At 72.1% G+C, this 23,351-nt stretch carries 12 protein-coding genes; 6 read left to right on the top strand and 6 right to left on the bottom strand.

All coding sequences use genetic code 11. The features are described from left to right. Nucleotides 1–6 precede the first annotated feature (6 nt). The 6 genes from ACGF5O_RS27120 to ACGF5O_RS27145 all read right to left on the bottom strand — a co-directional run bounded on the left by ACGF5O_RS27120 (nucleotide 7) and on the right by ACGF5O_RS27145 (nucleotide 5,372). A complete protein-coding gene (locus ACGF5O_RS27120) occupies nucleotides 7–822 on the bottom strand; it encodes an ABC transporter permease (protein WP_362587726.1) in 816 nt (271 codons plus the stop codon). Then, on the bottom strand, nucleotides 819–1,820 hold the full coding sequence (locus ACGF5O_RS27125; RefSeq protein WP_393812472.1) for an ATP-binding cassette domain-containing protein: 1,002 nt from the start codon (nucleotides 1,818–1,820) through the stop codon (nucleotides 819–821). Before ACGF5O_RS27125 ends, ACGF5O_RS27120 begins: the two co-directional genes overlap by 4 nt. 75 nt (nucleotides 1,821–1,895) lie before the next feature. Next, nucleotides 1,896–2,738, bottom strand: coding sequence for a DUF4097 domain-containing protein (locus tag ACGF5O_RS27130; RefSeq protein WP_393812473.1), 843 nt, complete (start codon nucleotides 2,736–2,738; stop codon nucleotides 1,896–1,898). Between the two features lie 90 nt (nucleotides 2,739–2,828). After that, nucleotides 2,829–3,344, bottom strand: coding sequence for a hypothetical protein (locus ACGF5O_RS27135; RefSeq protein WP_393812474.1), 516 nt, complete (start codon nucleotides 3,342–3,344; stop codon nucleotides 2,829–2,831). 302 nt (nucleotides 3,345–3,646) lie between these two features. Further along, on the bottom strand, nucleotides 3,647–4,309 hold the full coding sequence (locus ACGF5O_RS27140; protein ID WP_393812475.1) for a TylF/MycF/NovP-related O-methyltransferase: 663 nt from the start codon (nucleotides 4,307–4,309) through the stop codon (nucleotides 3,647–3,649). A gap of 157 nt (nucleotides 4,310–4,466) precedes the next feature. Then, nucleotides 4,467–5,372 carry a putative nonproteinogenic amino acid hydroxylase gene (locus ACGF5O_RS27145; protein ID WP_393812476.1) on the bottom strand — a complete coding sequence of 302 codons (906 nt, stop codon included), beginning with the start codon at nucleotides 5,370–5,372 and terminating at the stop codon, nucleotides 4,467–4,469. Between the two features lie 407 nt (nucleotides 5,373–5,779). Between ACGF5O_RS27145 and ACGF5O_RS27150 the strand changes: the two genes are divergently transcribed. Genes ACGF5O_RS27150 through ACGF5O_RS27175 form a run of 6 tightly spaced genes read left to right on the top strand, consistent with a single transcriptional unit; the run spans nucleotide 5,780 to nucleotide 23,351 of the window. Next, nucleotides 5,780–6,028: a phosphopantetheine-binding protein gene (locus tag ACGF5O_RS27150; protein WP_393812477.1), complete on the top strand. Its 249-nt coding sequence runs from the start codon at nucleotides 5,780–5,782 to the stop codon at nucleotides 6,026–6,028. Continuing rightward, nucleotides 6,025–7,275 carry a cytochrome P450 gene (locus ACGF5O_RS27155; protein ID WP_393812478.1) on the top strand — a complete coding sequence of 417 codons (1,251 nt, stop codon included), beginning with the start codon at nucleotides 6,025–6,027 and terminating at the stop codon, nucleotides 7,273–7,275. The genes ACGF5O_RS27150 and ACGF5O_RS27155 overlap by 4 nt, the downstream gene beginning before the upstream one ends. Further along, entirely contained in the window at nucleotides 7,272–8,009 is a 738-nt protein-coding gene (locus ACGF5O_RS27160) for a thioesterase II family protein (protein WP_393812479.1), read from the top strand. The genes ACGF5O_RS27155 and ACGF5O_RS27160 overlap by 4 nt, the downstream gene beginning before the upstream one ends. A 52-nt stretch (nucleotides 8,010–8,061) precedes the next feature. After that, nucleotides 8,062–11,133, top strand: coding sequence for a type I polyketide synthase (locus ACGF5O_RS27165; RefSeq protein ID WP_393812480.1), 3,072 nt, complete (start codon nucleotides 8,062–8,064; stop codon nucleotides 11,131–11,133). 41 nt (nucleotides 11,134–11,174) lie between these two features. After that, the gene (locus ACGF5O_RS27170; protein WP_393812481.1) at nucleotides 11,175–16,772 is read left to right on the top strand and encodes a type I polyketide synthase; all 5,598 of its coding nucleotides are present in this window, start codon (nucleotides 11,175–11,177) and stop codon (nucleotides 16,770–16,772) included. Between the two features lie 9 nt (nucleotides 16,773–16,781). After that, nucleotides 16,782–23,351, top strand: a complete 6,570-nt coding sequence (locus ACGF5O_RS27175) for a type I polyketide synthase (protein ID WP_393812482.1) — start codon at nucleotides 16,782–16,784, stop codon at nucleotides 23,349–23,351.

Raw genomic sequence — 23,351 nt, forward strand, 5'->3', positions numbered from 1 at the left:
CGCCGCCTACTTCGGATCGCGGTTGAACAGCGACTTGGACCAGTAGTAGCCGAGGACGGTGAGCGCCAGGCACCAGGCGATGGCGATCCACCAGTTGTGTCCGATGGCAGTGCCGAGGAGCAGGCCGCGCAGGGTCTCGATGGCCGGCGTGAACGGCTGGTACTCGGCGATCGGCCGGAACCAGCCCGGCATCGCGTCGAGGGGGACGAACGCGCTGGAGATGAGCGGCAGCACGATCAGCGGCATCGCGCTGTTGCTGGCGGCCTCGGCGTTGGGACTGCTCAGGCCCATACCGACCGCGATCCAGGTGAACGCGAGCGCGACCAGCGCGAGCAGGCCGAACGCCGCCAGCCACTCCAGGACGGTGGCGTCGGTGGAGCGGAATCCGATGGCCACGCCCACGGCGCCGACGAGGACCACGCTCAGGATCGACTGCAGCACGCTGCCGATCACGTGCCCGATGAGGATGGAGCCGCGGTGGATCGCCATGGTGCGGAAGCGGGCGATGATGCCCTCGGTCATGTCGGTCGCCACGGAGACGGCGGTGCCGATGGTGGTGGAGCCGATGGTCATCAGCAGGAGCCCCGGAACGATGTACGCGATGTACACGGAACGGTCCGGACCGCCGCCGCTGATGCCCGCGCTCATGGTGTCGCCGAAGATGTACACGAAGAGCAGCAACAGCATGATCGGGGTGAGCAGGAGGTTCAGGGTGAGTGACGGATAGCGCCGGGCGTGGAGGAGGTTGCGCCGCAGCATCGTGGAGGAGTCCCGCACGGCGAGGGAGAGCTGGGACGGGCGGGCGGTGGCCGGGGCGCTCATCGGGAGTTCTCCTTGGACTGGCCGAGCATGTTCATGCCGCCGGTGAGGGCGAAGAAGACGTCGTCGAGGTCGGGGGTGTGCACGGTCAGTTCGTCTGCCACGACGGCCGAGGCGTCCAGCCAGTCGAGGATGGCGCGCAGCTCGCGCTGGCTGCCGCCGCTCGGGATCTGCAGGGTCATCGACTCGTCGTCGTGGGAGGCCTCCTTGAGCGCGGAGACCGCGTTGCGGTACGCGACCGGGTCGTTGAAGCGGAGCCGTACGTGACCGCCCGGGACGAGGCGCTTGAGCTCGCCGGCGGTACCCTCGGCGGCGATCTTGCCGTCGTGGAGCACCGCGATGCGGTCGGCGAGCTGGTCGGCCTCCTCCAGGTACTGGGTGGTGAGGAAGACGGTGGTGCCGCCGGAGACCAGCTCGCGGATGATCTGCCACATGGTGTGGCGGGAGCGCGGGTCGAGTCCGGTGGTCGGCTCGTCGAGGAAGATGATCCGCGGGCGGCCGACCAGGGTCATGGCGATGTCGAGGCGGCGCTTCATGCCGCCGGAGTAGGTGGAGGCGGGCTTCTTCGCGGCCTCGGTGAGGTCGAACCGCTCCAGTAATTCGGCACTGACCTGCCGTCCCTCGCTCTTGGAGAGGTGGTGCAGGTCGGCCATGAGGAGCATGTTCTCCTCGCCGGTGATCAGCCCGTCCACCGCGGAGAACTGGCCGGTGACCCCGATCGCGGCGCGCACGGCATGGGCGTCGGCCGCGATGTCGTGGCCCCCGACCTGGGCCTGCCCCCCGTCGGCGGAGATGAGGGTGGAGAGGATGTTCACGGTGGTGGTCTTGCCGGAGCCGTTGGGCCCGAGCAGTGCGAACACGCTCCCGGCCGGGACGCGCAGGTCGATGCCGTCGAGCACGGTCTTGTCGCCGAACGACTTGCGCAGGCCGACGGCCGAGATGGCGGCAGGCTGGAGTGGATCTTCACCCTGCCTGGGAGTGGGCACGGCAGAAGAAGACATGGATCCTCCTGTGCTGAGGATGGAGGCGGATGGGGGAATCTGAAGCGGCGAAGCCGGTGCTGCTGATGAGGAAGATCAGGACTTGGCGCGGCGGATGTCGATGTTGCCCCAGGTGGTCCGCACCCGCACCGAGACGGTCTCCTCGCTCTCCTCGGGAGTCTCGGACGCGTCGAGGGTGTTGCGTACCTGCCCCTTGGTGGTCCTGACGTCGAGCCAGGCGGCGGTGCCCTTGCGGACGCCGATCTCGACATTGCCGTTTGAGGTGTCCAACTGGACGCTCCCGCGCGCGACTTCGGCGATGCGGACGACTCCGTTGGTGGTGGTGCCGGTGATCGACGCCTCCGCGCGTCCGATGTCGACGCTGCCGTTGGCGCTGTTCACGCGCAGTTCGCCGGTGACGGTGCCGACCGTCGTGGTCCCGTGCGAGTTCTTCAGGACGGCGGGGCCGTCGACGAGGCTCACGCGCACGTTGCCGGTGCTGCTGGTGATCTCGGCCGGGCCCTCGACCCGGTCCACGGTGGTCGAGCCGTGCTGTGCCTTCAGCTGCAGCGGGCCGGTGGTGTCGAGGCGGACGTCGCCGGCCTCGGTCTTGACCACGACCTCACCGAGCCGGCCCTCGCCGATCACGGTGGTGCCGGCGCCGGTCACGTCGATGTTCGAGCCCGTGGGCAGTTCCACCGTGATGTCGACACTGCCGCCGCGCCCGAGCACGTTGGCCTTGGGCGTGGTGACGGTCAGGACGCCGCTCGCGAAGGCGACCTCGGTCTGGTCGGCCGCTCGTGTGTCGAGGTCCCGCTTCTGGTCGCGGGGCCGGACCTCGACCGCGGTGTCGGTGCGGTCGCCCGTGGTGAACTGGATGGAGCCGGCGTACACGTAGGCGGTGACCGAAATCGGTTCCGAAGTGTCGAAAGAAGGCATGGCTGTACCGTCCTCATGGGTCCGTGGGGCGTCTCCGCAGGCGGGACGCGGTGGGTGAAGTGCTGTGCGGTACGGGTGGGCCGGTCGCGACTAGCGCACCCAGCCCGTGAAGCTCTGGCCGACAGTGCGGGCGCGCTGTGCGACGGGCGGCTGGGTACCACCGTCGACCGCGGCCGACACCGCTCGCACGAGCCATGCGTTGACGGACAGCCCCTCGCGGCTCGCGGCCTCCTCGGCACGCGTCTTGAGGTAGGCCGGCAGTCGCAGGTTGACGCGGGCGGTGCCACCCTCGTCGCCCTCCGCGGGGGCCGGTGCCGGTGCCGGCGGCTCGGCGGGCTGGGCGGGCTCCGCGGGGGTTTCGACGGGGGGCCGGGTCACCACGAAATCGGGGTCCAGGCCGCGCAGCCGTACGTCGACCGAGCCGGGGGCGAGTTCACGGGTGATCTCGTCCATCGCGGCGGAGAGCACGTTGAGCAGGGTCAGGCGGGTCGCCGACTCCAACGGAGCGGTGAGGCGCTCGGCCAGCTCGCGAGCTTCTTCCCCGCCGGCATCGGCGGCCACCGCGAGTTCGCGCCGCAGTGTGTCGACATACGGAGTGAGGTCCATGACGCCATGATGGCACCACAGTGATGCCATACGCAAGGCCGAATGGTGCCGCCGTGCCGCCGGTGGCCTTGGGGACCTTCTGAGCTGCGTAAACGTGGAGATGGGAACCCGATTGCGGGACGTGTCGGGCGCGCCGTGTCGTCCGGTCGAGTGCGGCATGGCGTCTTGTGATGCCAGGTGGTGTCAGGTGGCGCCGCATGGTGCCATCGGTGGCGCCATGCGGCGCCGGACGTGCCCTCCCTCGTGGACACAGCGCGAGAAGGTGCCCCTGCGCGGCAGGGGCACCTTCTCGCGACGGCCCGCTACCCGACCTTGGGTGCGGAGTCCAGTTGCACGGCGACGGACAGATAGCTCGATGCGAAGGAGAAGTAGCGGAACTCGACGTCGAACGCGTCGACGAACTCGGTGAAGGCCCGGTACTCGTGCCGGCGCCAGCCGGGGTAGCTGAGGAACTCGTCGAAGACGATCACCGACCCCGGCCGCAGCCGCGGGGCGAGTCCGAACAGTACCGTGCGCGCGCTGGAGTACAGGTCCGAGTCGATGTGCACGAGGGCGACCGGCTCGTCCGTGCCGGCCAGGTACGTCGGCAGCGTGTCCTCGAACAGGCCGACGTGCAGCTTCGCGTTGGACGGGAGGCGGGCCGGCACCTTCCCCGCCGTGCTGTAGGTGCCGCTCGGACTGTCGTGGGTCCAGTCCTCGGGGAGCCCTCTGAACGAGTCGAACCCGTGCACGGTCCGATCGCTGAACTCGTCGCAGAGGATGGCCAGGGTCTGCCCGCCCATGACGCCGAACTCGAGCACGTCGCCGTCCAGCATCAGCGAGAAGCAGGCGTGCCGCAGAAGGCTCTCGCGGTCCCCGAGGTTCTGCGCCGACGCGAAGTGCTCCTCCATGAAGCGGGCGGCATCGATGACCGACACGAATTTCGCCATGCGCGCGTAGTCGGTCAGCAGGCTTGTGATGTCCATGCCACCCAGGTTCGGCAGCAGACCACTGAGCTCCGGTAGTACCGGCCGTAGTCCTTCGGCGATGCCGTCGTCCATGTTCCTCCTCGACTCGATGTCCCGAACAGGGCGTCTCCGCGGTCGGCCCGCGGACCGCAGTCCTCGGGCCGGACCGTGCCGCTCACCAGTCGAAAACCTCTCCGTCCGCCCGCTTCTCGACGCAGTACCTGCGGAACGCCTCGGCCTTCGCCACCACGCCGGCGTCTCCGGTACGCCGTGCGGCCTCCTCGTACCAGTCGAATGTCTCGACAGCGTGCGCGCGCCGCTCGAAGTGCAGCGCGGCGAATCGGCGGAATCCCGAGCGCATGGTGTCCGGAGTCATCTCCTGACCGGAGGCGATGAGTTCTTCGAGCTCCGCCTGCGTCGCTTCGGGCCGCTCGATGACGCGGATCGGCGCGGTCGCCGGAATGTCGCCGCGGACGGCGACGGGTTCCTCGGCGTCCGAGAAGTCGAGGCAGAGGGAGAGCCTGGCGGTCCGGGAGGAACTGGACGCGGAATGAGGGGCCGTCGTGTGTATCTTCCACACCTCGCCGCGGCGGAGGTGATAGACGATGTCGTCCTCGGAGTGCAGCGACTCCTCGCTGGTACGCAGCGGAATCTGCAGCCGGGTGCCTGCCTTTGCCCATTCGAGGAAGTCCACGTGCGGGGCCATGAGCCCGTCACGGAGGCTGAAGATGCGCACCCATTGCAACCGGTCGAGGGAAAAGTGCTCGGTTACCAGGGACATGATGTTCGGCAGTTGTGTGCCCAGTTCGGTCAGGGTCAGCCGGGCGTCATGGGGGCGGAAGGCTATGTCCGATTCGGCGCCGCTGCCATTGGCCAGCACATGGCACGACCACGACCCGAAGGTGAGCGCGTCGTATTCGCCACCGTATTCGTGGCGGTCGACGACGGACAACTCGGAGGCCAGGTCGTAGGAGTCGATGGGCAGCACGGCGAGCCGTTGCGACTTGAGCAACGAGATCCCCTTCAATGCGTGGTTGTTTGACACGCCCGGAACCTGCTGAGCGTTCGTCCGGATCGTCACCGTAATTCTTCGGTGGTGTGCTGGCAACGGCAATGCGGGTTTTGGCCGGAGAATGCGATACCGACTGGCGCGGACGCTCGACCGGGCCGCGGAGACGGGTTCGGCATGGTGCCGGCGATCGGGTTTCGGCGGCGTCGGAAGAGTGCATTGTTGTCCTGTCGGCGGGACATCCGATGCGGTGGGACGCCCTCACTTGCCCACCTTGCAGCGGGTTTCGGGCTCCGGATCCGTGGGGTAGGGTCCGACCCCGTGGAGCACTCCGACGCGGAACCGCGCGGAATTCTCGGTCGAGCTCCGGATTCCGTTTGTTCCCGATCGCGCGGCCGCTTTCCGGTTCGTCAACCATGACACCGCCGTACAAAGGCTTCGGTGTGCGTACCCGTTCGCTGGAGAAGGAAAGGCAGGCAATGGAATTGGGGCCGCAGATCCCGCTCGTACAGGAGGTCTCCGAGCTGTGGGGGGAGTTCCTCGGCGGTTGCGAGGTCGGGGCGGACGACGACTTCTTCGCGCTCGGCGGAAATTCACTGATCGGGATCCGGATCATCGACCGGGTGCTCCAGGACTACGGCGTCGCACTGTCCGTACGCGCCTTCTACCTCGCGCAGACCCCCGCCCGGGTCGCCGAACTGATCGCTCAGGGAAGGGAACAGCCGTGAGGTTGACCCCGGACCCGGGGACCGACGTCGACCTCGGTCGCGTCGACCTGTTCGACCTGGACCTCTACACGTTCGGCGACCCGCACGCGATCTGGACCGTGATGCGGGCGAAGGCGCCCCTGCACCACCAGGTCCTGCCGGACGGCAGGGAGTTCTGGTCAGTGACACGCTACGCCGACGTCTGTCGCGTTCTCGGTGACCATCGGGAGTTCACCTCCGAGCGCGGCACGGTGGTCACCCACCTCGGGACCGACGACGTCGCCGCGGGCAGACTGATGACGTCCACCGACCCGCCGCGGCACACCCAGGTCCGCAGGGCGATCGGTACCAGGCTCACGGCCCGGGCGGTCGCCCCCTGGGAGGACCGGATCCGGCAGGCGATCGTCCGTTTCCTCGAACCCGCTGTCGACGGCGGAGTCTGGGATCTGGCCGAGCAGGCGCTGCGGCTGCCCGCACTCGTCACGGGCCCGCTGCTGGGGATCCCGGAACGGGACTGGGACGAACTCGTGCAGCTGACCGCGATGGTGACGGCCCCCTCGGACCCGAACTTCCAGCACGGCAGCGAGGCCGCGACACTGGCCATCTCCCACCACGAGCTCGTCACCTACGTCACCGAGTGGGTCAGGAGGCGACGGGCGACCGGAGAAGAGGACGGGAGCCTGCTCGACCACCTCATGAGCGTGCGCGCGGGAGACGCGCCGTTGACCGACGAGGAGATCGCCCTCGACGGATACAGCATCCTCCTGGGCGCCAACGTCACGACGCCGCACACCGTCTCCGGCACGGTGCACGCCCTCATCGAGCGGCCCGAGCAGTTCGACAAGGCGCGGTCCGATCCGTCACTCGTCCCCAACCTGGTCGAGGAAGGGCTGCGCTGGACGTCGGCCGCCTGCAACTTCATGCGGTACGCGGTGCACGACACCGCCGTCGGCGGGGGTACGGTCCCGGCCGGCGGGGCGGTCGTCGCGTGGATCGGGTCGGCGAACCGGGACGAGTCCCAGTTCCCCGATCCGCACGAGTTCGACATCGCGCGCGGCAGCGCGAAACGCCAGGTCGCGTTCGGGTTCGGGCCGCACTTCTGCATCGGGGCGCCGCTGGCCAGGCTGACCCTGCGCGTCTTCTTCGAGGAGCTGCTCCGGCGGTTCGGACCGATCGACCTCGCCGGGGCACCGCAGCACCTGCGGTCGTACTTCATCGCCGGCATGACCCACCTCCCCGTCGTCGCCCAGAAACGAAGGACGTCATGACAACCGGCCCCATCGCCGCCGCGTCGCCGTGGTTCGTCCGGCAGCCGTCCACGGAGCACTCCGCCCGGATCTTCTGCTTCCCCTTCTCCGGGGCCGGGGCCTCGGCCTTCAGCGCATGGCCTGCCGAGATCGACGACATCGAGGTGTGTCCGGTGCAGTTCCCCGGCCGCGAGAACCGGCTGGGGCATCCCCACTACGGCACCTACGAGAACCTCGCCGCCGAGCTGGCCGACACCCTGAAGCCCTTCCTCGACCGGCCGTTCGCGTTCTTCGGGCACTGCGCGGGCGCGCTGCCCGCGTTCGAGACCGTAGTGCGCCTCGACGACCTCGGTCTGCCCGGGCCGCACCACCTGTTCGTGTCGGGACAGCCGGCACCGCACGACGCCTCCCACGACCGGATGCTCACCATGACGGAGTCCGAACTGCGCGCCGAGGTCGAGACGTTCGTCCGGGACCGGGGGATCGACCCCCGGCCCGACATGATCGACATGGGACTGTCCGTGCTGCTCCGCGATCATGCCGCGGCGCGTGCCTACCGGCGGGCGGAGCCGGTCGCCGTGCGCTGCTCCATCACCGTGCTGCACTGGCGGGACGACCCGGACGTGAGCCTCGATCTCCTCCAGGGATGGCGTCGGTACTCGGACGCCGTCGACTTCCAGGCCGTCGACGGCGGCCACCACGACTTCGCGGGAGCGCCCGACGCGTTGCTGCGGTCGCTGACCCGTTGGCGCTGAGCTCGGTGCGGCCCGCAGCAGCCATGTGCCGAGGAGACCGAAGGAGGGTCGCATGAGCGGCGCAACCGCCGGCATCGCCGTCGTAGGCATGTCGTGCCGTTTCCCGGGCGTGCCCGACCTGACCGGGTTCTGGCGCCTGCTCCGGGAGGGGAGGTCGACCGTCGGAAGGCTTCCCGCACACCGGGCGGTCTCCTCGACCCTCGCCTCCCACCCGGATGCCGCCACCCTGACATCGGGTTCGTTCTTCGACCACATCGACGGGTTCGACGCGCAGTTCTTCGGAACGGATCCGGTCGAGGCGACCGCGATGGACCCCGTGCAACGGCTGGGCCTCGAACTCGCCTGGGAGGCCGTCGAGGACGCACGCATCCCGGCGAGCGCACTCGCGGGCCAGGAGATCGATGTCCTGGTCGGTGCCGCGCCCTCCGGCTACGACCTGCTGCGCAGGCTCTCCGGCAGCGACCGGGACGACCACTACGCCGCGCTCGGTTCCAGCGGCACACTGATCGCCAACCGGATCTCCGCTCTGTTCGACGTCCGCGGCATGAGTCTCTGCGCGGACTCCGGTCAGTCCTCGTCCCTGGTGTCCTTGGCGCTGGCCTGCGAACGGATCCGCGGCGGCGGCGCCGGCATGGCGATCGTGGGCGGCGTGCACCTGATCGCCGACCCGGAGGCGGGCGCGGGACTGGCGAACCTGGGCGCCCTCTCGCCCGACGGCCGCTGCTTCGCCTTCGACGACCGGGCCAGTGGTTTCGTCCGCGGTGAGGGCGGGGCGTTCGCCCTCCTGAAACGACTCGACCTCGCCGCGGCGGACGGCGATCACATCTACGCGGTGGTCCGCGGCTGGGGCGTGGGCAACAGCGGTGCGACCTCCCGGATGCCGGATCCCAGCCCCGGTGCGCAGGCGGCGACGGTGCTGTCCGCCCTCGAACGCGCGGCTGTTCCGTTCGAGAGCGTCGACTACGTCGAAGCCCATGGCACCGGCACGCGGCTCGGCGACCCGGCCGAGATAGCCGGCCTGCGCGAGGTGTTCCGTGCAACCGGCCGGAGCAGACCGCTGCCGATCGGCTCGGTCAAGACGAACGTCGGGCACCTGGAGCCGGCCGCGGGAATCGTCGGCTTCGTGAAGGCGGCACTCTGCCTGGACCGCGCTCATCTGGTACCGAGCCTGAACTACCGGTCACCCAACCCCGCCGTCCCGGACTTCCGGAAGGACTTCGAGGTCGTTCGCACCGCGCGGTCCTGGACCGGCACGCGGGGCCGCCCGCGACGGGCGGGCGTCTCGGCCTTCGGGATGGGCGGCACCAACGCGCACGTGATCCTCGAAGAGGCCCCCCGGGAGCAGCCGCCCGCATCGTCGCGAGCCCGGGACGCGGATCCGGTCCCGGTCGGCCTCCGCGGGCCACTGCCCTGGCTGCTGTCGGCGCGTTCGGAGTCCGCGCTGCGGGCCCAGGCCGCGCGGCTGCACGCGTTCGTGACGGCGGACGACGCGCCCCCGGCGGCAGCCGTCGGGTATGCCCTGGCATCGACGAGGTCGTCGTTCGAGCACCGGGCGGTCCTGCTGGACGGCGGCGACGGAGCGCCGGCCGGACTGGACGCGCTCGCGACGGGCGCGAGTTCGGCCCGTGTGATCCGCGGAGTGGCCGGGGGTCCGGTGGGTCCGGTGGTCTTCGTCTTCCCCGGCCAGGGCTCGCAGTGGCCCGGCATGGGCAGCCGGCTGTACGCCGAGTCACCTGTCTTCGCACGCGGGATCGACGAGTGCGCGAAGGCCCTGGCGCCCTGGGTGGACTGGTGGCTGCCGGACGTGCTGACCGGTGCGGACCCGGCCGTCCCGCCGGACCGGGTGGACGTCGTACAGCCGGTGCTGTTCGCCGTGATGGTGTCACTGGCGCGGGTCTGGCGGTCGCTGGGCGTGGTCCCCGAGATCGTGGTCGGGCACTCGCAGGGCGAGCTCGCCGCGGCGTGCGTGTCGGGTGCGCTCACCCTCGCCGACGCGGCCCGGGTCGTCGCCCTGCGCAGCCGTGCCCTGACCGAACTGGCCGCTCTGGGCGGTGGGATGAGCGCGGTGTCCGCCCCTCCCGGCTGGGTGCGGGACCGGTTGGGCCCGTGGTCCGGGCGGCTGTCCCTGGCCGCGGTCAACGGTCCGGCGTCCGTGGTGATCTCCGGCGACGGCGAAGCGCTCGACGGCTTCGCCGGGCAGGCGGCGGGTGACGGAGTCCGGGTCCGACGGGTCAAGGTGGACTACGCCTCGCACTCGCACCACGTGGAACGCATCCGCGAACGCCTGCTCGCGGACCTCTCGGGGGTCTCGCCCGGAGCGACGGCGGTGCGGTTCCACTCCACCGTCACCGGTGGCCTGCTCGACCCGCAGGCACTCACCGGCGGTTACTGGTACGACAACCTCCGCTCGATGGTGCGTTTCGGTGAGACCGTCGAGCAGCTGATGCGCGAGCGGGGCGGCGCGTTCGTGGAAGTCGGCCCGCATCCGGTGCTCACCGTCGCGATGGCGGAGACGGCCGACGCCCTGGGCGCCTCGCCGCCGGTGGTGGGCACCCTGCACAAGGACGACGGGAGCGCGGGCGCGATCGTGGCGTCGCTGGCCGAACTGCATGTGCGGGGTGTACCGGTGGACTGGGCGGCGCTGTCCGCGCCGGACCGGCCGCGCCGGATCGGCCTGCCGACCTACCCGTTCCAGCGCCGCCGGTACTGGCTGACGGCACCCGGCGACGCGGTCCTCGACGACGCGGTCCCCGGCGGCTCCGGATCGGTGGAACCGGGTTCGCAACGGTCCGTTCTGCGTCTTGTCTGCGCCGAAACGGCGGCCGTGCTCGGTGAGAAGGGCGCGGACCCGACCGGTGCCGATCTCGCGGCCAGGTCCGCCGAGACCTTCAGGGATCTCGGCTTCGACTCGTCGATGGCCGTCCGGCTCCGCAACCGGCTCGCCACGGCGGCGGGAGTGCGCCTCCCGGCCACCGTCGCGTTCTCCTACCCGACGCCGCAGACCCTCGCCCGCCACCTCTTCTCGCTCCTGGAGCCGAAGACGGCCGACGCGCCGAACCCGGTCGGTCCGGAAAGTCGCAGTGACGAAGAATTGTACGAATTGATCGATCGTGGCTACGTGTAGCACCACCCGCACCGTCCAAGTAACCGTTCCGGGAGGCCCTGGTGGAGGACGTCGACAAGCTCCGGTCCTACCTGCGACGCGCTGTCGGCGACGCGCGGGCCCTGCGCGAGCGGGTTCGCGAACTCGAAGAGGGGGCGCGCGAACCCGTCGCGATCGTCGGTGCGGGCTGCCGCTTCCCCGGTGGGGCGACGTCACCCGAAGGACTGTGGGACCTCGTGTCCGACGGCGTGGACGCGACAGGCGGGTTCCCGCTCGACCGCGGGTGGGACGTGGCGGCGCTGTACGACCCGGACCCCGCGGCGCGCGGGAAGACGTACACGCGATCAGGCGGATTCCTGCCCGGCCTCGCCGAGTTCGACGCGTCGTTCTTCGGCATCAGCCCGCGCGAGGCGCTCGCCATGGACCCCCAGCAGCGGCTGATGCTGGAGACGTCGTGGGAGGCGCTGGAACGGGCCGGCATCGACCCGGCCCTGCTGCGGGGTTCGGCGACCGGGGTGTTCACCGGGATCTACGGGGTCGACTACGGCCCGCGGATGGGCGGCGGCGCGGCCGGGGAGACGGAGGGTTTCTCCCTCGCGGGCACGTACACCAGCGTGGCCTCGGGCCGCGTGGCGTACGTGCTCGGACTGCAGGGTCCGGCGCTGTCGGTGGACACGGCGTGCTCCTCGTCGCTGGTCGCCGTCCACCAGGCGGTGCGGTCCCTGCGGTCCGGTGAGTGCGGGCTGGCACTGGCCGGCGGGGTGTCCGCGCTGCCGACTCCGGGGCTGTTCGTGGAAGCCGCCCGGCAGCGGGGCCTGTCCGCGGACGGACGGTGCAAGTCGTTCGCGGCGGCGGCCGACGGAACCGGCTGGGGCGAGGGCGCCGGCGTGCTGGTGCTGGAGCGGCTGTCGGACGCGCGGCGCAACGGGCGGCGGATCTGGGCGGTGATCCGGGGCTCGGCGGTCAACCAGGACGGGGCGTCCAACGGCCTGACCGCACCCAGCGAGCCGGCGCAGCAGCGGGTGGTCCGGGCGGCCCTGGCCGATGCCGGACTGTCACCCGCCGACGTGGACGCGGTGGAGGCACACGGCACCGGTACGAAACTGGGTGACCCCATCGAGGCACAGGCGCTGCTGGCCACCTACGGTCAGGACCGGGACCCCGGCAGCCCGCTGTGGCTGGGCTCGCTGAAGTCGAACATCGGTCACACCCAGGCCGCCGCGGGCGTGGGCGGCGTCATCAAGATGGTCATGGCCCTGCGCCACGGGGTGCTGCCCCGGACCCTTCACGTGGACCGTCCGACCCCGCACGTGGACTGGTCGGCCGGGACGGTGGCGCTGCTGACCGAACCCCGCGACTGGCCGGGCACACCGCAACGGCCGCGGCGCGCGGGAGTCTCGTCCTTCGGGGTCAGCGGCACGAACGCGCACGTCATCCTGGAGCAGGCGCCCGGCTCCGAGGGGGAGCAGGGGGAGCAGGGGGAGGAGGGGGAGGAGACCGCCGTTCCTCCCGGCACGGGCACCGCGACCGGCCCGGTGCCGTGGGTCCTGTCGGCCCGGTCGCCGCAGGCGTTGCGCGCGCAGGCACTCCGGCTGCGGGACCACATGGCGGCGGCCCCGGACCTGCCCGTCGCGCAGGTGGGCTATTCGCTGACGGCGACGCGCGCGCTGTTCGACCACCGCCAGGTGGTGATCGGCGCGGACCGCGACGAGTTGCTCGCCGGCCTGGCCGCGGCGGCGCACGACGGGGGGCACCGCCCCGGCGTGGTCTCCGGCCTCGCCGGACCGGTGGACAGAACGGTGTTCGTGTTCCCGGGCCAGGGGTCGCAGTGGGCCGGGATGGGACGGGAACTCTGGCAGTCGTGCCCGGTGTTCACCGAGCAGATGCGCGCGTGTGCGGAGGCGCTCGCGCCGTGGGTGGACTGGTCGGTCGTCGACACCGTGTCCGGGGGACCGAAGGCGGCCGGCCTGGACCGGATCGACGTGGTCCAGCCACTGCTCTTCGCGGTGATGGTGTCGCTCGCGCGGGTGTGGGGTTCGCTCGGAGTGACACCGGACGCGGTGATCGGCCACTCCCAGGGGGAGATCGCCGCGGCCTGTGTCGCGGGTGCGCTGACTCTGCGGGACGCGGCCAGAATCGTGGCCCTTCGGTCGCGGATGCTCGCCACGGTCGTCCACGACGGCGGCATGGCCGGGATCGTGGCGCCCGAGGACCGGGTCCGGGAGCTGCTGCGGCCCTGGGAACATCGGGTCGCGGTCGCCGCGGTCAACGGCCCGTACTCGACGACGGTCTCGGGTGAGACCTCGGCGGTCAGGGAACTGGTCGCGGCCTGCGAGTCCCAGGGCATCCGTGCGCGGTGGATCCCGGCGAGCGTTCCCGGACACTCGCCGCTGATGGACCGGTTCAAGGACCGGCTCCGGGACGAGCTGGGCGGGATCACCCCCGCGGCAACGGCGGTGACGTTCTACTCGACGGTGACCGGCGGACCGATCGACACCGAGGAGCTGGACGCGGCCTACTGGTTCCGCAACATGCGGGAACCCGTGCAGTTCGAGGCCGCCATGCGGCACCTCGTCGAACCGGAGCGCTGCGCGTTCATCGAGGTCAGTCCGCACCCGCTGCTCACGATCAACATCCAGGAGATGCTCGACGCCGCCCCCGGTGCCGCCGGGGTGGTGGTGGGATCGCTGCGTCGCGGCGACGGCGGACCGGCGCGGCTGTACCGTTCGGCGGCCGAGGCCTTCGTGGCGGGCGTGCCGGTGTCCTGGGAGGCGGCCTTCCCGGGCTGGGAGGGCCGCTGGGCCGAGTTGCCCACGTACCCGTTCCAGCGGCAGCGCTACTGGCTGGACACCCCGTTCGAGACGACCACCGAGAGCACCTCGGAGCATCCGCTCCTCGACGCCGTGATCGACCTTCCCGATGACGGGGAACACGGTGCACTGGTGGGCAGCGGACACCTGTCGCTGCGGCGCCGGCCGTGGCTGGCGGACCACGTGGTCCACGGAGCCTTCCTGGTGCCGGGAACCGTGCTCGTGGAGCTCGCGGTGTGGGCGGCCCGGAAGGCGGGCTGCGACGTCGTCGAGGAACTCACGCTGGAGACGCCGCTGGTGCTGTCCCGGACGGCGGACCGCGAGATCCGCGTCGTGATCGACGGCAGGCGGGCGATCAGCGTGCACTCCCGGGCCGAGGGCGAGCCCGAGTGGACGCGGAACGCCGTCGGGGCCGCCGGATCGGACCGCACGGGGACCGGCCTGGACCGAGATCCGGCCGCGTGGCCGCCGGCAGGGGCCGCCGCGGTGCCCTGCGAGGACGCCTACGCCAGGCTGACCGCCCTCGGATTCGGCCACGGCCCCCTGTTCCGCGGTCTGCGGCATCTGTGGCGCCACGGGGACGTCCTGTACGCGGAGGCGGAGCTTCCCGAGCACCACGACGCGGATCCGGGCCGGTACGGGTGCCACCCGGCCCTGCTCCACACGGCGTTGCTCCCGGCCGCCCTGGGGCGCGCTGCCGGCGCCTCCGAGCCCGACGGACGGCTGCCGTACCGCTGGACCGGCATCCGCCTGTACCCCGCCGAGCCGACCGTCCTGCGCGCCCGGCTCGCGCCCGCGGGTGAGAACGCGCTGTCCGTGACCCTCGCGGACCAGAACGGAAACCCCGTCGGCGGCGTCGAGTCGCTGAGCCTGGGCCCCGTGGACGTGGACAGGCTCACCGAGCTGGGCCTGGACCGCCGGGACTCGCTCTTCCACGTGGAGTGGACGCCCCTCACGGCCGCCGCCGGACAGGCCGTGCCCCCGCACGCGGTGATCGAGCCGACCGGCACGGCCACCGCTCTCTCACCAGGGGCCCCGGCGGTCTTCGCCGACTTCGCCGCACTCGCCTCGTCCGCAGAGCCGATACCCGCGCTCGTCGTCCTCCGCGCCGAACCCCCGGATGCCGACGACCGCGACGACACACCCACCGCCGTCGAGCGCAGTCTCCACCACGTGCTGCGCCGGACGCAGGAGTGGCTTGCCGACGACCGGTTCGCCGGGTCACGGCTGGTCGTCGTGACCCGCCACGCGATCCACGACGACGGGACTTCCCGCACGGATCCGGCGGGGGCCGCGGTCTGGGGATTCGTGCGCACCGCACAGACCGAGAACCCGGGCCGGTTCACCCTCGTCGACACCGACGGCCGGCCTGCCTCATGGGCAGGCGTTCCCGCGGCGGCGGCAACCGGCGCACCCCAGATCAGGATCCGGGCCGGTGCGCCTGCCACCCCCCGGCTGACCGCTGCGCGCATGCCCCGCGGCCGGGCGGAGGGCGTCGCCGCACCGGAGTCCGGGACGGTGCTCGTCACCGGCGGCACCGGCGGACTGGGGACGCTGCTGGCCCGGCATCTCGTCGAGCGGCACGGGGTGCGCCGACTGCTCCTGGCCGGTCGACGCGGGCCGGCGGCTCCGACGGCCACCGGGCTGCGGGAGGAGCTGACCGCGGCGGGGGCCCGGGTCGAGATCGTGGCGTGCGACGTCACCGACCGGCAGTCGGTCGCCGAGCTGATCGCCTCGGTGCCGGACGAACACCCGCTCACGATGGTGATCCACTGCGCCGCCGCGCTGGACGACGGGGTGGTCGAGTCGCTCACCGAGGCGAGCGTCGACGCGGTACTGGCGCCGAAGGCGCGCGGTGCCTGGCACCTGCACGAGCTGACCAGGCACCTGGACCTGTCCGAGTTCGTGCTGTTCTCCTCGGTCGCGAGCGTGCTCGGCACGGCGGGACAGGCCAACTACGCGGCGGCCAACGCGTTCCTCGACGCACTGGCGGAGAACCGCAGGGCCGCCGGGCTGCCCGCCCGCTCGCTGTGCTGGGGCTACTGGGCGGAACGCGGCGAGCTCGGCGCCGGCCTCGGCGACGCGGACATCGACCGCCTGCGACGACAGGGCATCCACCCGATGACGTCGGACGAGGGACTGGCGCTCTTCGACGCGGCGCTCACCCGGCCCGAGCCCGTGCTGGTACCGGCACGTCTGAACACGGGGGCGCTGGGCGCGCCATGGGCCGGGCGGCAGGGTTCACCGCTTCCGTCCGGTCCGAACGGAGCCCCTCCCAGCGGCTCCGGCGGTCCGGGAGGCCGCGAGACCACCGGCGCCCGACTCGCCCAGCAGGCCAGATCCGTGCCTCCGGCCGACGCCGAGGCCCTGCTGCTGACCGCCGTCCGGGAGCAGACCGCGATCGTCCTCGGCCAGACGGCGGCCGGACGCGTCGGGCCCGGCACGGCATTCAGGGATCTGGGAGTCGATTCGCTCATGGCCCTGGAACTGCGCAACAAGCTGGCGGACCTGACCGGACTGCAACTGCCCGCCACCCTCGCGTTCGACCACCCGAACCCGACCGCGCTGGCCCGCTTCCTGAACACGCGGGTCAACCCCGACCCCGGTGGTGACGCGGAGTCGGCGGTCGGCCGCCTGGTCGAGGAGATCGAAGGACTGGGCGCCCGGCTGGAGAAGGCGTTCACCGAACTGGCGGACGAGGACAAGGCCGTCCTCACCACACTGCTCGGCGAGCTGCCGGGCCGTGTCCGTCCGCCGGCCGACGCCGGATCACCGGCCGGCCTGCGCGACCGGATCAGTGCGGCGTCGGCCGGCGAGCTCCTCTCGCTGCTGGACGAAGAACTCGGCTAGGGGAGAGCGATGACGAACGACGACGACGCCGGACTTCTCGACTATCTCAAGCGGACCTCGATCGAACTGTTCGATACCCGTCGGCGGCTCGAAGAGCTGACGGCGGCGACCGCCGAGCCCGTCGCGGTGGTGGGGGCCGCCTGCCGTTTTCCGGGCGGGGCGACGTCCCCGGAGGCGCTGTGGGAGCTGGTGCGGGCGGGCAGGGACGCGGTGTCCGGCTTCCCGGAGGACCGGAACTGGGACCTGCGGGCGCTGTACGACCCGGATCCGGACCGGCCGGGGACCTGTTACACGCGCTCAGGCGGCTTCGTGCACGACGCCGGCGACTTCGACGCCGAGTTCTTCGGGATCCACCCACGAGAGGCACTGGCGGCCGACCCCCAGCACCGGTTGCTGCTGGAGACCTCGTGGGAGTCGCTCGAACGGGCCGGCATCGACCCGCACAGCCTGCGCGCCACCGCCACCGGCGTCTTCGCCGGTCTGGCGTACTTCGGATACGGGAACCACCACGTCACCCCCGAGGCCATCGCGGGCTACGGGCAGACGGGTTCCCTGCTGAGCGTGGCGTCCGGGCGCGTGGCGTACGCGCTGGGCCTGGAGGGCCCCGCGGTCTCGCTGGACACGGCGTGCTCGTCGTCCCTGGTGGCGGTGCACCAGGCGGTGCAGTCCCTGCGGCAGGGCGAGTGCACGCTGGCCCTGGCCGGAGGCGTCACCGTCATGGCGACGACACAGGTGTTCCGGGAGATGTCCCGGCAGCGGGGCCTGGCGGCGGACGGCCGATGCAAGGCGTTCGCCGACGCGGCCGACGGCACCGGCTTCTCCGAGGGGGCCGGGGTCCTGGTGCTGGAGCGGCTGTCGGACGCGCGGCGCAACGGGCGGCGGATCTGGGCGGTGATCCGGGGCTCGGCGGTCAACCAGGACGGGGCGTCCAACGGCCTGACCGCGCCGAGCGGACCGGCACAACAGCGGGTGATCCGGGCGGCGTTGGAGAACGCCCGGGTGCGGGCGAGCGACGTCGACGTGGTGGAGGCACACGGGACCGGGACGACCCTCGGCGATCCGATCGAGGCGCAGGCGCTGCTGGCGACCTACGGCCAGGACCGGGATCCCGACCGGCCACTGTGGCTCGGATCCCTGAAGTCCAACATCGGTCACGCGCAGGCGGCGGCGGGTGTCGGCGGGCTGATCAAGATGATCATGGCGATGCGGCACCGGACGATGCCCAGGACGCTGCACGTGGACCGCCCGACCACCCGTGTGGACTGGTCGGCCGGGGCGGTGGAACTGCTGACCGGGGCGATGAAGTGGCCGAGTGCCCCGGGACGGCCCCGACGCGCGGGCGTGTCCGCCTTCGGGGCCAGCGGCACCAACGCGCACGTGATCCTGGAGGAGGCGCCCGCGGCGGAGACGGCGGCCGGCGTCGGCGGGCCGGTGCCGGGCGGGCTGGTGTCCTGGGCGGTGTCGGCTCGGTCGGAGGCGGCGCTGCGGGAGCAGGCCGCGAAGCTGCGCGACTTCGCGGTCGACACGGAGGCCGACCTCGCGGACGTCGGGTGGTCGCTGGTGTCGGCCCGGGCCGGGTTCGAGCACCGCGCGGTGGTCCTGGGCCGGGGCCGGGAGGAGCTGCTGGACGGTCTGGCCGCGCTGGGTGAGGGAGCGGAGTCCGCCGGGGTGGTGCGCGGTGTCGCGCGAGACCTGGGCGGCACGGTCTTCATGTTCCCCGGGCAGGGGGCGCGGTGGGCCGGTGTGGGACGGCGCTTGTACGACGCCTTCCCCGTCTTCGCGCAGAGCGTCGACGACGTGTGCGAGCGTTTCGACACCCACCTGCCCTTCGCCCTGAAGCCCCTCCTGCTCGCCGACGAGCTCGCACAGGCCGAGGCGCGGCGCACCGACATCGCGCAGCCGGCGCTGTTCGCCCTGCAGGTCGGCCTGTACCGGCTCATGGAGCACTACTGCGGCCGGCCGGATCACCTGATCGGCCACTCGGTGGGCGAGATAGCCGCCGCCCATGTGTCCGGCGCCCTCGACCTGGAGAGTGCGACCAGGCTGGTGGCCGCCCGCGGCCAGATCATGCAGACGGTCACCGAACCCGGTGCCATGCTGTCGGTGCGTGCCACCGAAGCACACGTGAACGCCCTGCTCGGCCCGTACGACCGCATCGGGGTCGCCGCCGTGAACGGCCCGGAGTCCGTGGTGGTCTCCGGCAGCCGCGACGAGATCGTCGCCCTCCGGGAGCGGCTCGCCGCCGAAGGCGTCCCGGCGAAACCGCTCGACGTCGACCACGCGTTCCACTCCCCGCTCATGGACACGATCCTGGACGAGTTCACCGAGGCGGTCGGCGACCTCCCCGCCGGCCGCACGACGATCCCGGTCGTGTCGACGAGACTGGGCCGCGAGGCCACGCCCGCGGAACTCACCTCCGTGTCGCACTGGGCGCACCACGTCCGTGAGCCCGTCCTCTTCTCCGCCGCGGTGGAGCACGCCCGAGCGGCCGGCGCCGACGTCTTCCTCGAACTGGGACCGGGATCGTCCCTCGCGGGCATCGCCAAGGAGATGTTCGCCCGGTTGGGGGCGGACGACGCCGTGGTCCTGTCGGCGTCGCGCCGCGACCGTGACCCCGTGCGGACGGTGGTGAGCGCGCTGGCCCGGTTCCATGTCCGTGGCGGCGCCGTGGACTGGGCCGCCTGGTTCGGAGCCCGCAGCAGGGTCGACCTGCCGACGTACGCGTTCCAGCGGCACCGGTACTGGCTGGACCTCCTCGCCGGCACGGACCGGGCCGGCGTGGCCGCGGCCGGGCTGACGGCCCCCGGGCATCCGCTGCTCGGCGCCGTCGTGGACCACCCCGGCACCGACGAGGTGGCGTTCACCGGTCTGTGGTCCGTGCGGACCCATGAGTGGCTGGCCGACCACGCCGTGTTCGGCGCGGCCGTCGTACCCGCGACGGCCCATCTCGACCTGGCGCTGTGGGCGGGCGGCCACGTGGGGTGCGAGGCCGTCGAGGAGCTGACCCTGGAAGCACCCCTGACCCTGCCCGCGACGAGCGAGGTGCGGGTGCGGGTCGTCGTCGGAGTCCCGGACACGACAGGACGCCGCTCCCTGGTCGTGCACTCGCACCCGGGGGAGGACGGCCGAACCGCCGACGGCTGGACCCGGCACGCGAGCGGGTACCTGGCACCCGGCGCCGCGCGGACCGGGGACACACCCTCCCTCGGGGTATGGCCACCTGCCGCGGCGGAGCGGGTCGGCATCGACGACCTCTACGAGACCTTCGCCGAGGCGGGTTTCGACTACGGGCCTGCCTTCCGCGGGCTGCGCGAGGTGTGGCGGCGCGGCGACGACCTCTTCGCGACGGCCACGCTGCCGCCGACCGCCGACGGCACGGCCGACGACGGCACGGCCGACGACGGGTTCGCCCTGCATCCGGTCCTGTTCGACTCCGTCCTGCACGCGGTGGTGGCCGGCGGCGTCGTCGACACGGCGGACGGCCGGGGTTGGCTGCCCTTCTCCTGGTCCGGGGTGGAACAGGTCGGGCCGTGCGGGGCCACCGTGCGGATCAGGATCTCCCCGGCCGGCGAGGACGCGGTGTCCGTGGCGGTAGCCGACGAGCACGGCCGGCCGGTCGCCCAGGTCGGAGCGCTGACGTTCCGGCCGGTGAACGCCGGACAACTGCGCGCGCTGCGCGGCGGACCGGAGCAGCCGCTGTACGAACTGGGCTGGCAGCCGGTCCAGATGAGCCGGTCGGAGTCCGGCGCCGGGCGGTGGGCCCTGCTCGGCGCCGAACACGGCCTGGCCGCGCGACTTGGCGACGCGGTGGGCGAGCAAGTGCCGGTCCACGCTTCCATGGACGAGGTCCTCACCGGCGAAGCGCCCCCGTACGTCGTCCTCTGCCTGGACGACTTCGTCACATCCGGCCCCGATCTGCTCGGCACGGTCGAGGGCGCGGACGCGCGGGTACTGGACTGGATCCAGCGGTTCCTCGCCGCGCAGCGGCTCGCCGGAACCACCCTCGTGGTGCTCACCCGGCTGGCGCTCGACACCGGTGGCGGCGAGAGAACCGAAAGCCTGGCCGGCGCCTCGGTGTGGGGCTTGGTCCGGTCCGCGCAGACCGAACACCCCGGCAGGTTCCGGCTGGTGGACATCGACGACGCCAAGGAGTCGTGGGCAGGAGTCCCGGGCGCGCTCGCGTTCGGCGAGGACCAGCTGGCCCTGCGCCACGGCACGTGCCTCGCCCCCCGCATGACCCCGGCCGCACCCGTGGACAACCGGATCGAGCCACCCGCGGCCGGTGCCCACCGGCTGGGCATCCTGCGCAGGGGAACGCTGGAGAACCTGACGTGGCTGCCCTGTCCCGAGGTTGCGGAGCCTTTGTCGAGCGGGCAGGTCCGCATCGCCGTGCACGCCGCAGGGCTCAACTTCCGGGACATCACGATCGCCCTGGGACTGGTGGAGCGGACGGGCATCGACGCCGGCCTGGGCAGCGAGGGCGCCGGAAGCGTGCTGGAGGTGGCGGACGACGTCACCGATCTGGCGCCGGGCGACCGCGTGATGGGCATCTTCCCGGGCGCCTTCGGCGCTGTGGCCGTCGCCGACCGGCGTCTGCTCAGGCCCGTACCCGACGGATGGAGCTACGCCGAGGCCGCCTCCGTTCCGGGCGCCTTTCTCACCGCCTACTACGCGCTCTTCCACCTGAAGCGACTCGAAAAGGGACAGCGGATTCTCGTGCACGCCGCGGCGGGCGGCGTCGGGACGGCCGCCGTTCAGCTGGCGAGACACGTCGGTGCCGAGGTGTACGGCACCGCGAGCCCCGCCAAGTGGCCCGCCCTGCGCCGGCTGGGTCTGGACGACCGGCACCTGGCCTCGTCGCGGAGCCTCGACTTCGAGCAGAGGTTCCTGGAGTCCTCCGGCGGCCACGGCGTGGACGTGGTGCTGAACTCCCTTGCGCACGGCTTCGTCGACGCCTCGCTGAGGCTGCTGCCCGAGGGCGGGAGCTTCATCGAGATGGGCAAGACGGACATCAGGGACCACCGGCAGGTCGCGGCCGACCACCCGGGAGTCGACTACCGGGCCTTCGACCTCTACGACGCGGGCCCGGACCTGATCGGGCAGATGTTCCGGGACGTCATGGAACTCTTCGCCGACGGACGGGTACGGCTGAACCCGATCGCCGTCCGGAACGTCCGCGACGCGCGCAAGGCGTTTCGCGAGATGAGCCAGGGCCGCCATGTCGGGAAGATCGTCCTCGACCTGGGCAGCGGCTTCGGCGGCGGCACCGTCCTGGTCACCGGCGGGACCGGGGGAGTGGGTTCGGTCGTGGCGCGCCATCTCGTCGCCGAACACGGGGTACGGAGCCTGGTGCTGGCGAGCCGTCGGGGCATGTCCGCCGACGGAGCACCCGAACTGGTCGCGGACCTGGAGGGGGCGGGAGCGACCGTCGGGGTCGTGGCTTGCGACGTCGCCGACCGGGCCGCCGTGGCGGACCTGCTGGCGAGCATGCCCCCCGGGTACCCGCTGACGGCGGTCGTGCACGCGGCGGGCGCGCTGGCGGACGGTACGGTCGAGTCGCTGACGGGCGAGAGCCTCGGCCGCGCGCTGCGCGCCAAGGTCGGCGGCGCGGTCAACCTGCACGAGCTGACCCGGGATCGTCCGCTGTCGGCGTTCGTCCTGTTCTCCGCGCTGGCCGGCACGCTCGGGACCGGAGGGCAGGCGAACTACGCCGCCGCGAACGGGTTCCTGGACGGCCTGGCGGCACTGCGCAGGGCGTCAGGACTGGTCGGCATGTCGCTCTGCTGGGGCTGGTGGGAGCAGCGCAGCGGCATGACCGGGCACCTGGACCATGCCGACCTCGCACGGGTGCGGCGGATGGGCGTCGCCGAGATGCCCACGTCCGAGGCCCTGGGCCTCTTCGACTCGGCGTGCGTGCTCGACAAACCCGTGCTCATCCCCGCCCGGATGGACCTCCCCACGCTGCGGAAGAGGACCGGCGGCGACCTGCCGGACATCCTGAGCGGCCTCACCGGAGGCGGCCGCCGACGCCCCGACCGCCCGCGCGGGGCCCGGGGCGGCGGAGCCCTCGGCCTGCCCGCCCGGCTGGCGGGCCTGTCCGAGGGCGAGGCGGAGGCGGCCGTGCTGGAGTGGGTCCGGGAGCAGGCCGCCGTCGTGCTCGGGCACTCCTCCAGCGCGGCCGTCGACGCCGACCAGCCGTTCACCCAGCTCGGATTCGACTCGCTGACCTCTGTCGAACTGTGCAACCGGCTGGCCTCCTCGACCGGGCTGCGGCTGCCGTCCACCCTCGTCTTCAGCTACCCCACCCCACGCGAGCTGGGCGCACACATCTGCGACCGGCTGCGGCCGGAACGGACCACGGGCCCCGACGACGACGCGGAGATCCGGGAAGCGCTGCGGAACGTCTCGATCGACAGGCTACGGAGCGCGGGTGTCCTGGAACTGGTCCTGGCGTGCGCCGCCCCGGCCGGGGCGCAGCCCGACGGACAGCCGGCGGCCCCGTCGGCCGCCGGTGGCGAACTGGCCGCGATGGACCTGGACGCACTGGTCGATCTGGCGCTGGACGAGAGGGGCGAGTGA

This window comes from Streptomyces sp. NPDC048291 (assembly GCF_043201715.1).
GTDB lineage: Bacteria > Actinomycetota > Actinomycetes > Streptomycetales > Streptomycetaceae > Streptomyces.

Bases quoted from the DNA above. Each gene is read 5' to 3' on its own strand.
- ACGF5O_RS27175 (WP_393812482.1), top strand. From the start codon at position 16,782: ATGACGAACGACGACGACGCCGGACTTCTCGACTATCTCAAGCGGACC.
- ACGF5O_RS27150 (WP_393812477.1), top strand. From the start codon at position 5,780: ATGGAATTGGGGCCGCAGATCCCGCTCGTACAGGAGGTCTCCGAGCTG.
- ACGF5O_RS27125 (WP_393812472.1), bottom strand. From the start codon at position 1,820: ATGTCTTCTTCTGCCGTGCCCACTCCCAGGCAGGGTGAAGATCCACTC.
- ACGF5O_RS27140 (WP_393812475.1), bottom strand. From the start codon at position 4,309: ATGGACATCACAAGCCTGCTGACCGACTACGCGCGCATGGCGAAATTC.
- ACGF5O_RS27160 (WP_393812479.1), top strand. From the start codon at position 7,272: ATGACAACCGGCCCCATCGCCGCCGCGTCGCCGTGGTTCGTCCGGCAG.
- ACGF5O_RS27165 (WP_393812480.1), top strand. From the start codon at position 8,062: ATGAGCGGCGCAACCGCCGGCATCGCCGTCGTAGGCATGTCGTGCCGT.
- ACGF5O_RS27120 (WP_362587726.1), bottom strand. From the start codon at position 822: ATGAGCGCCCCGGCCACCGCCCGCCCGTCCCAGCTCTCCCTCGCCGTG.
- ACGF5O_RS27130 (WP_393812473.1), bottom strand. From the start codon at position 2,738: ATGCCTTCTTTCGACACTTCGGAACCGATTTCGGTCACCGCCTACGTG.
- ACGF5O_RS27135 (WP_393812474.1), bottom strand. From the start codon at position 3,344: ATGGACCTCACTCCGTATGTCGACACACTGCGGCGCGAACTCGCGGTG.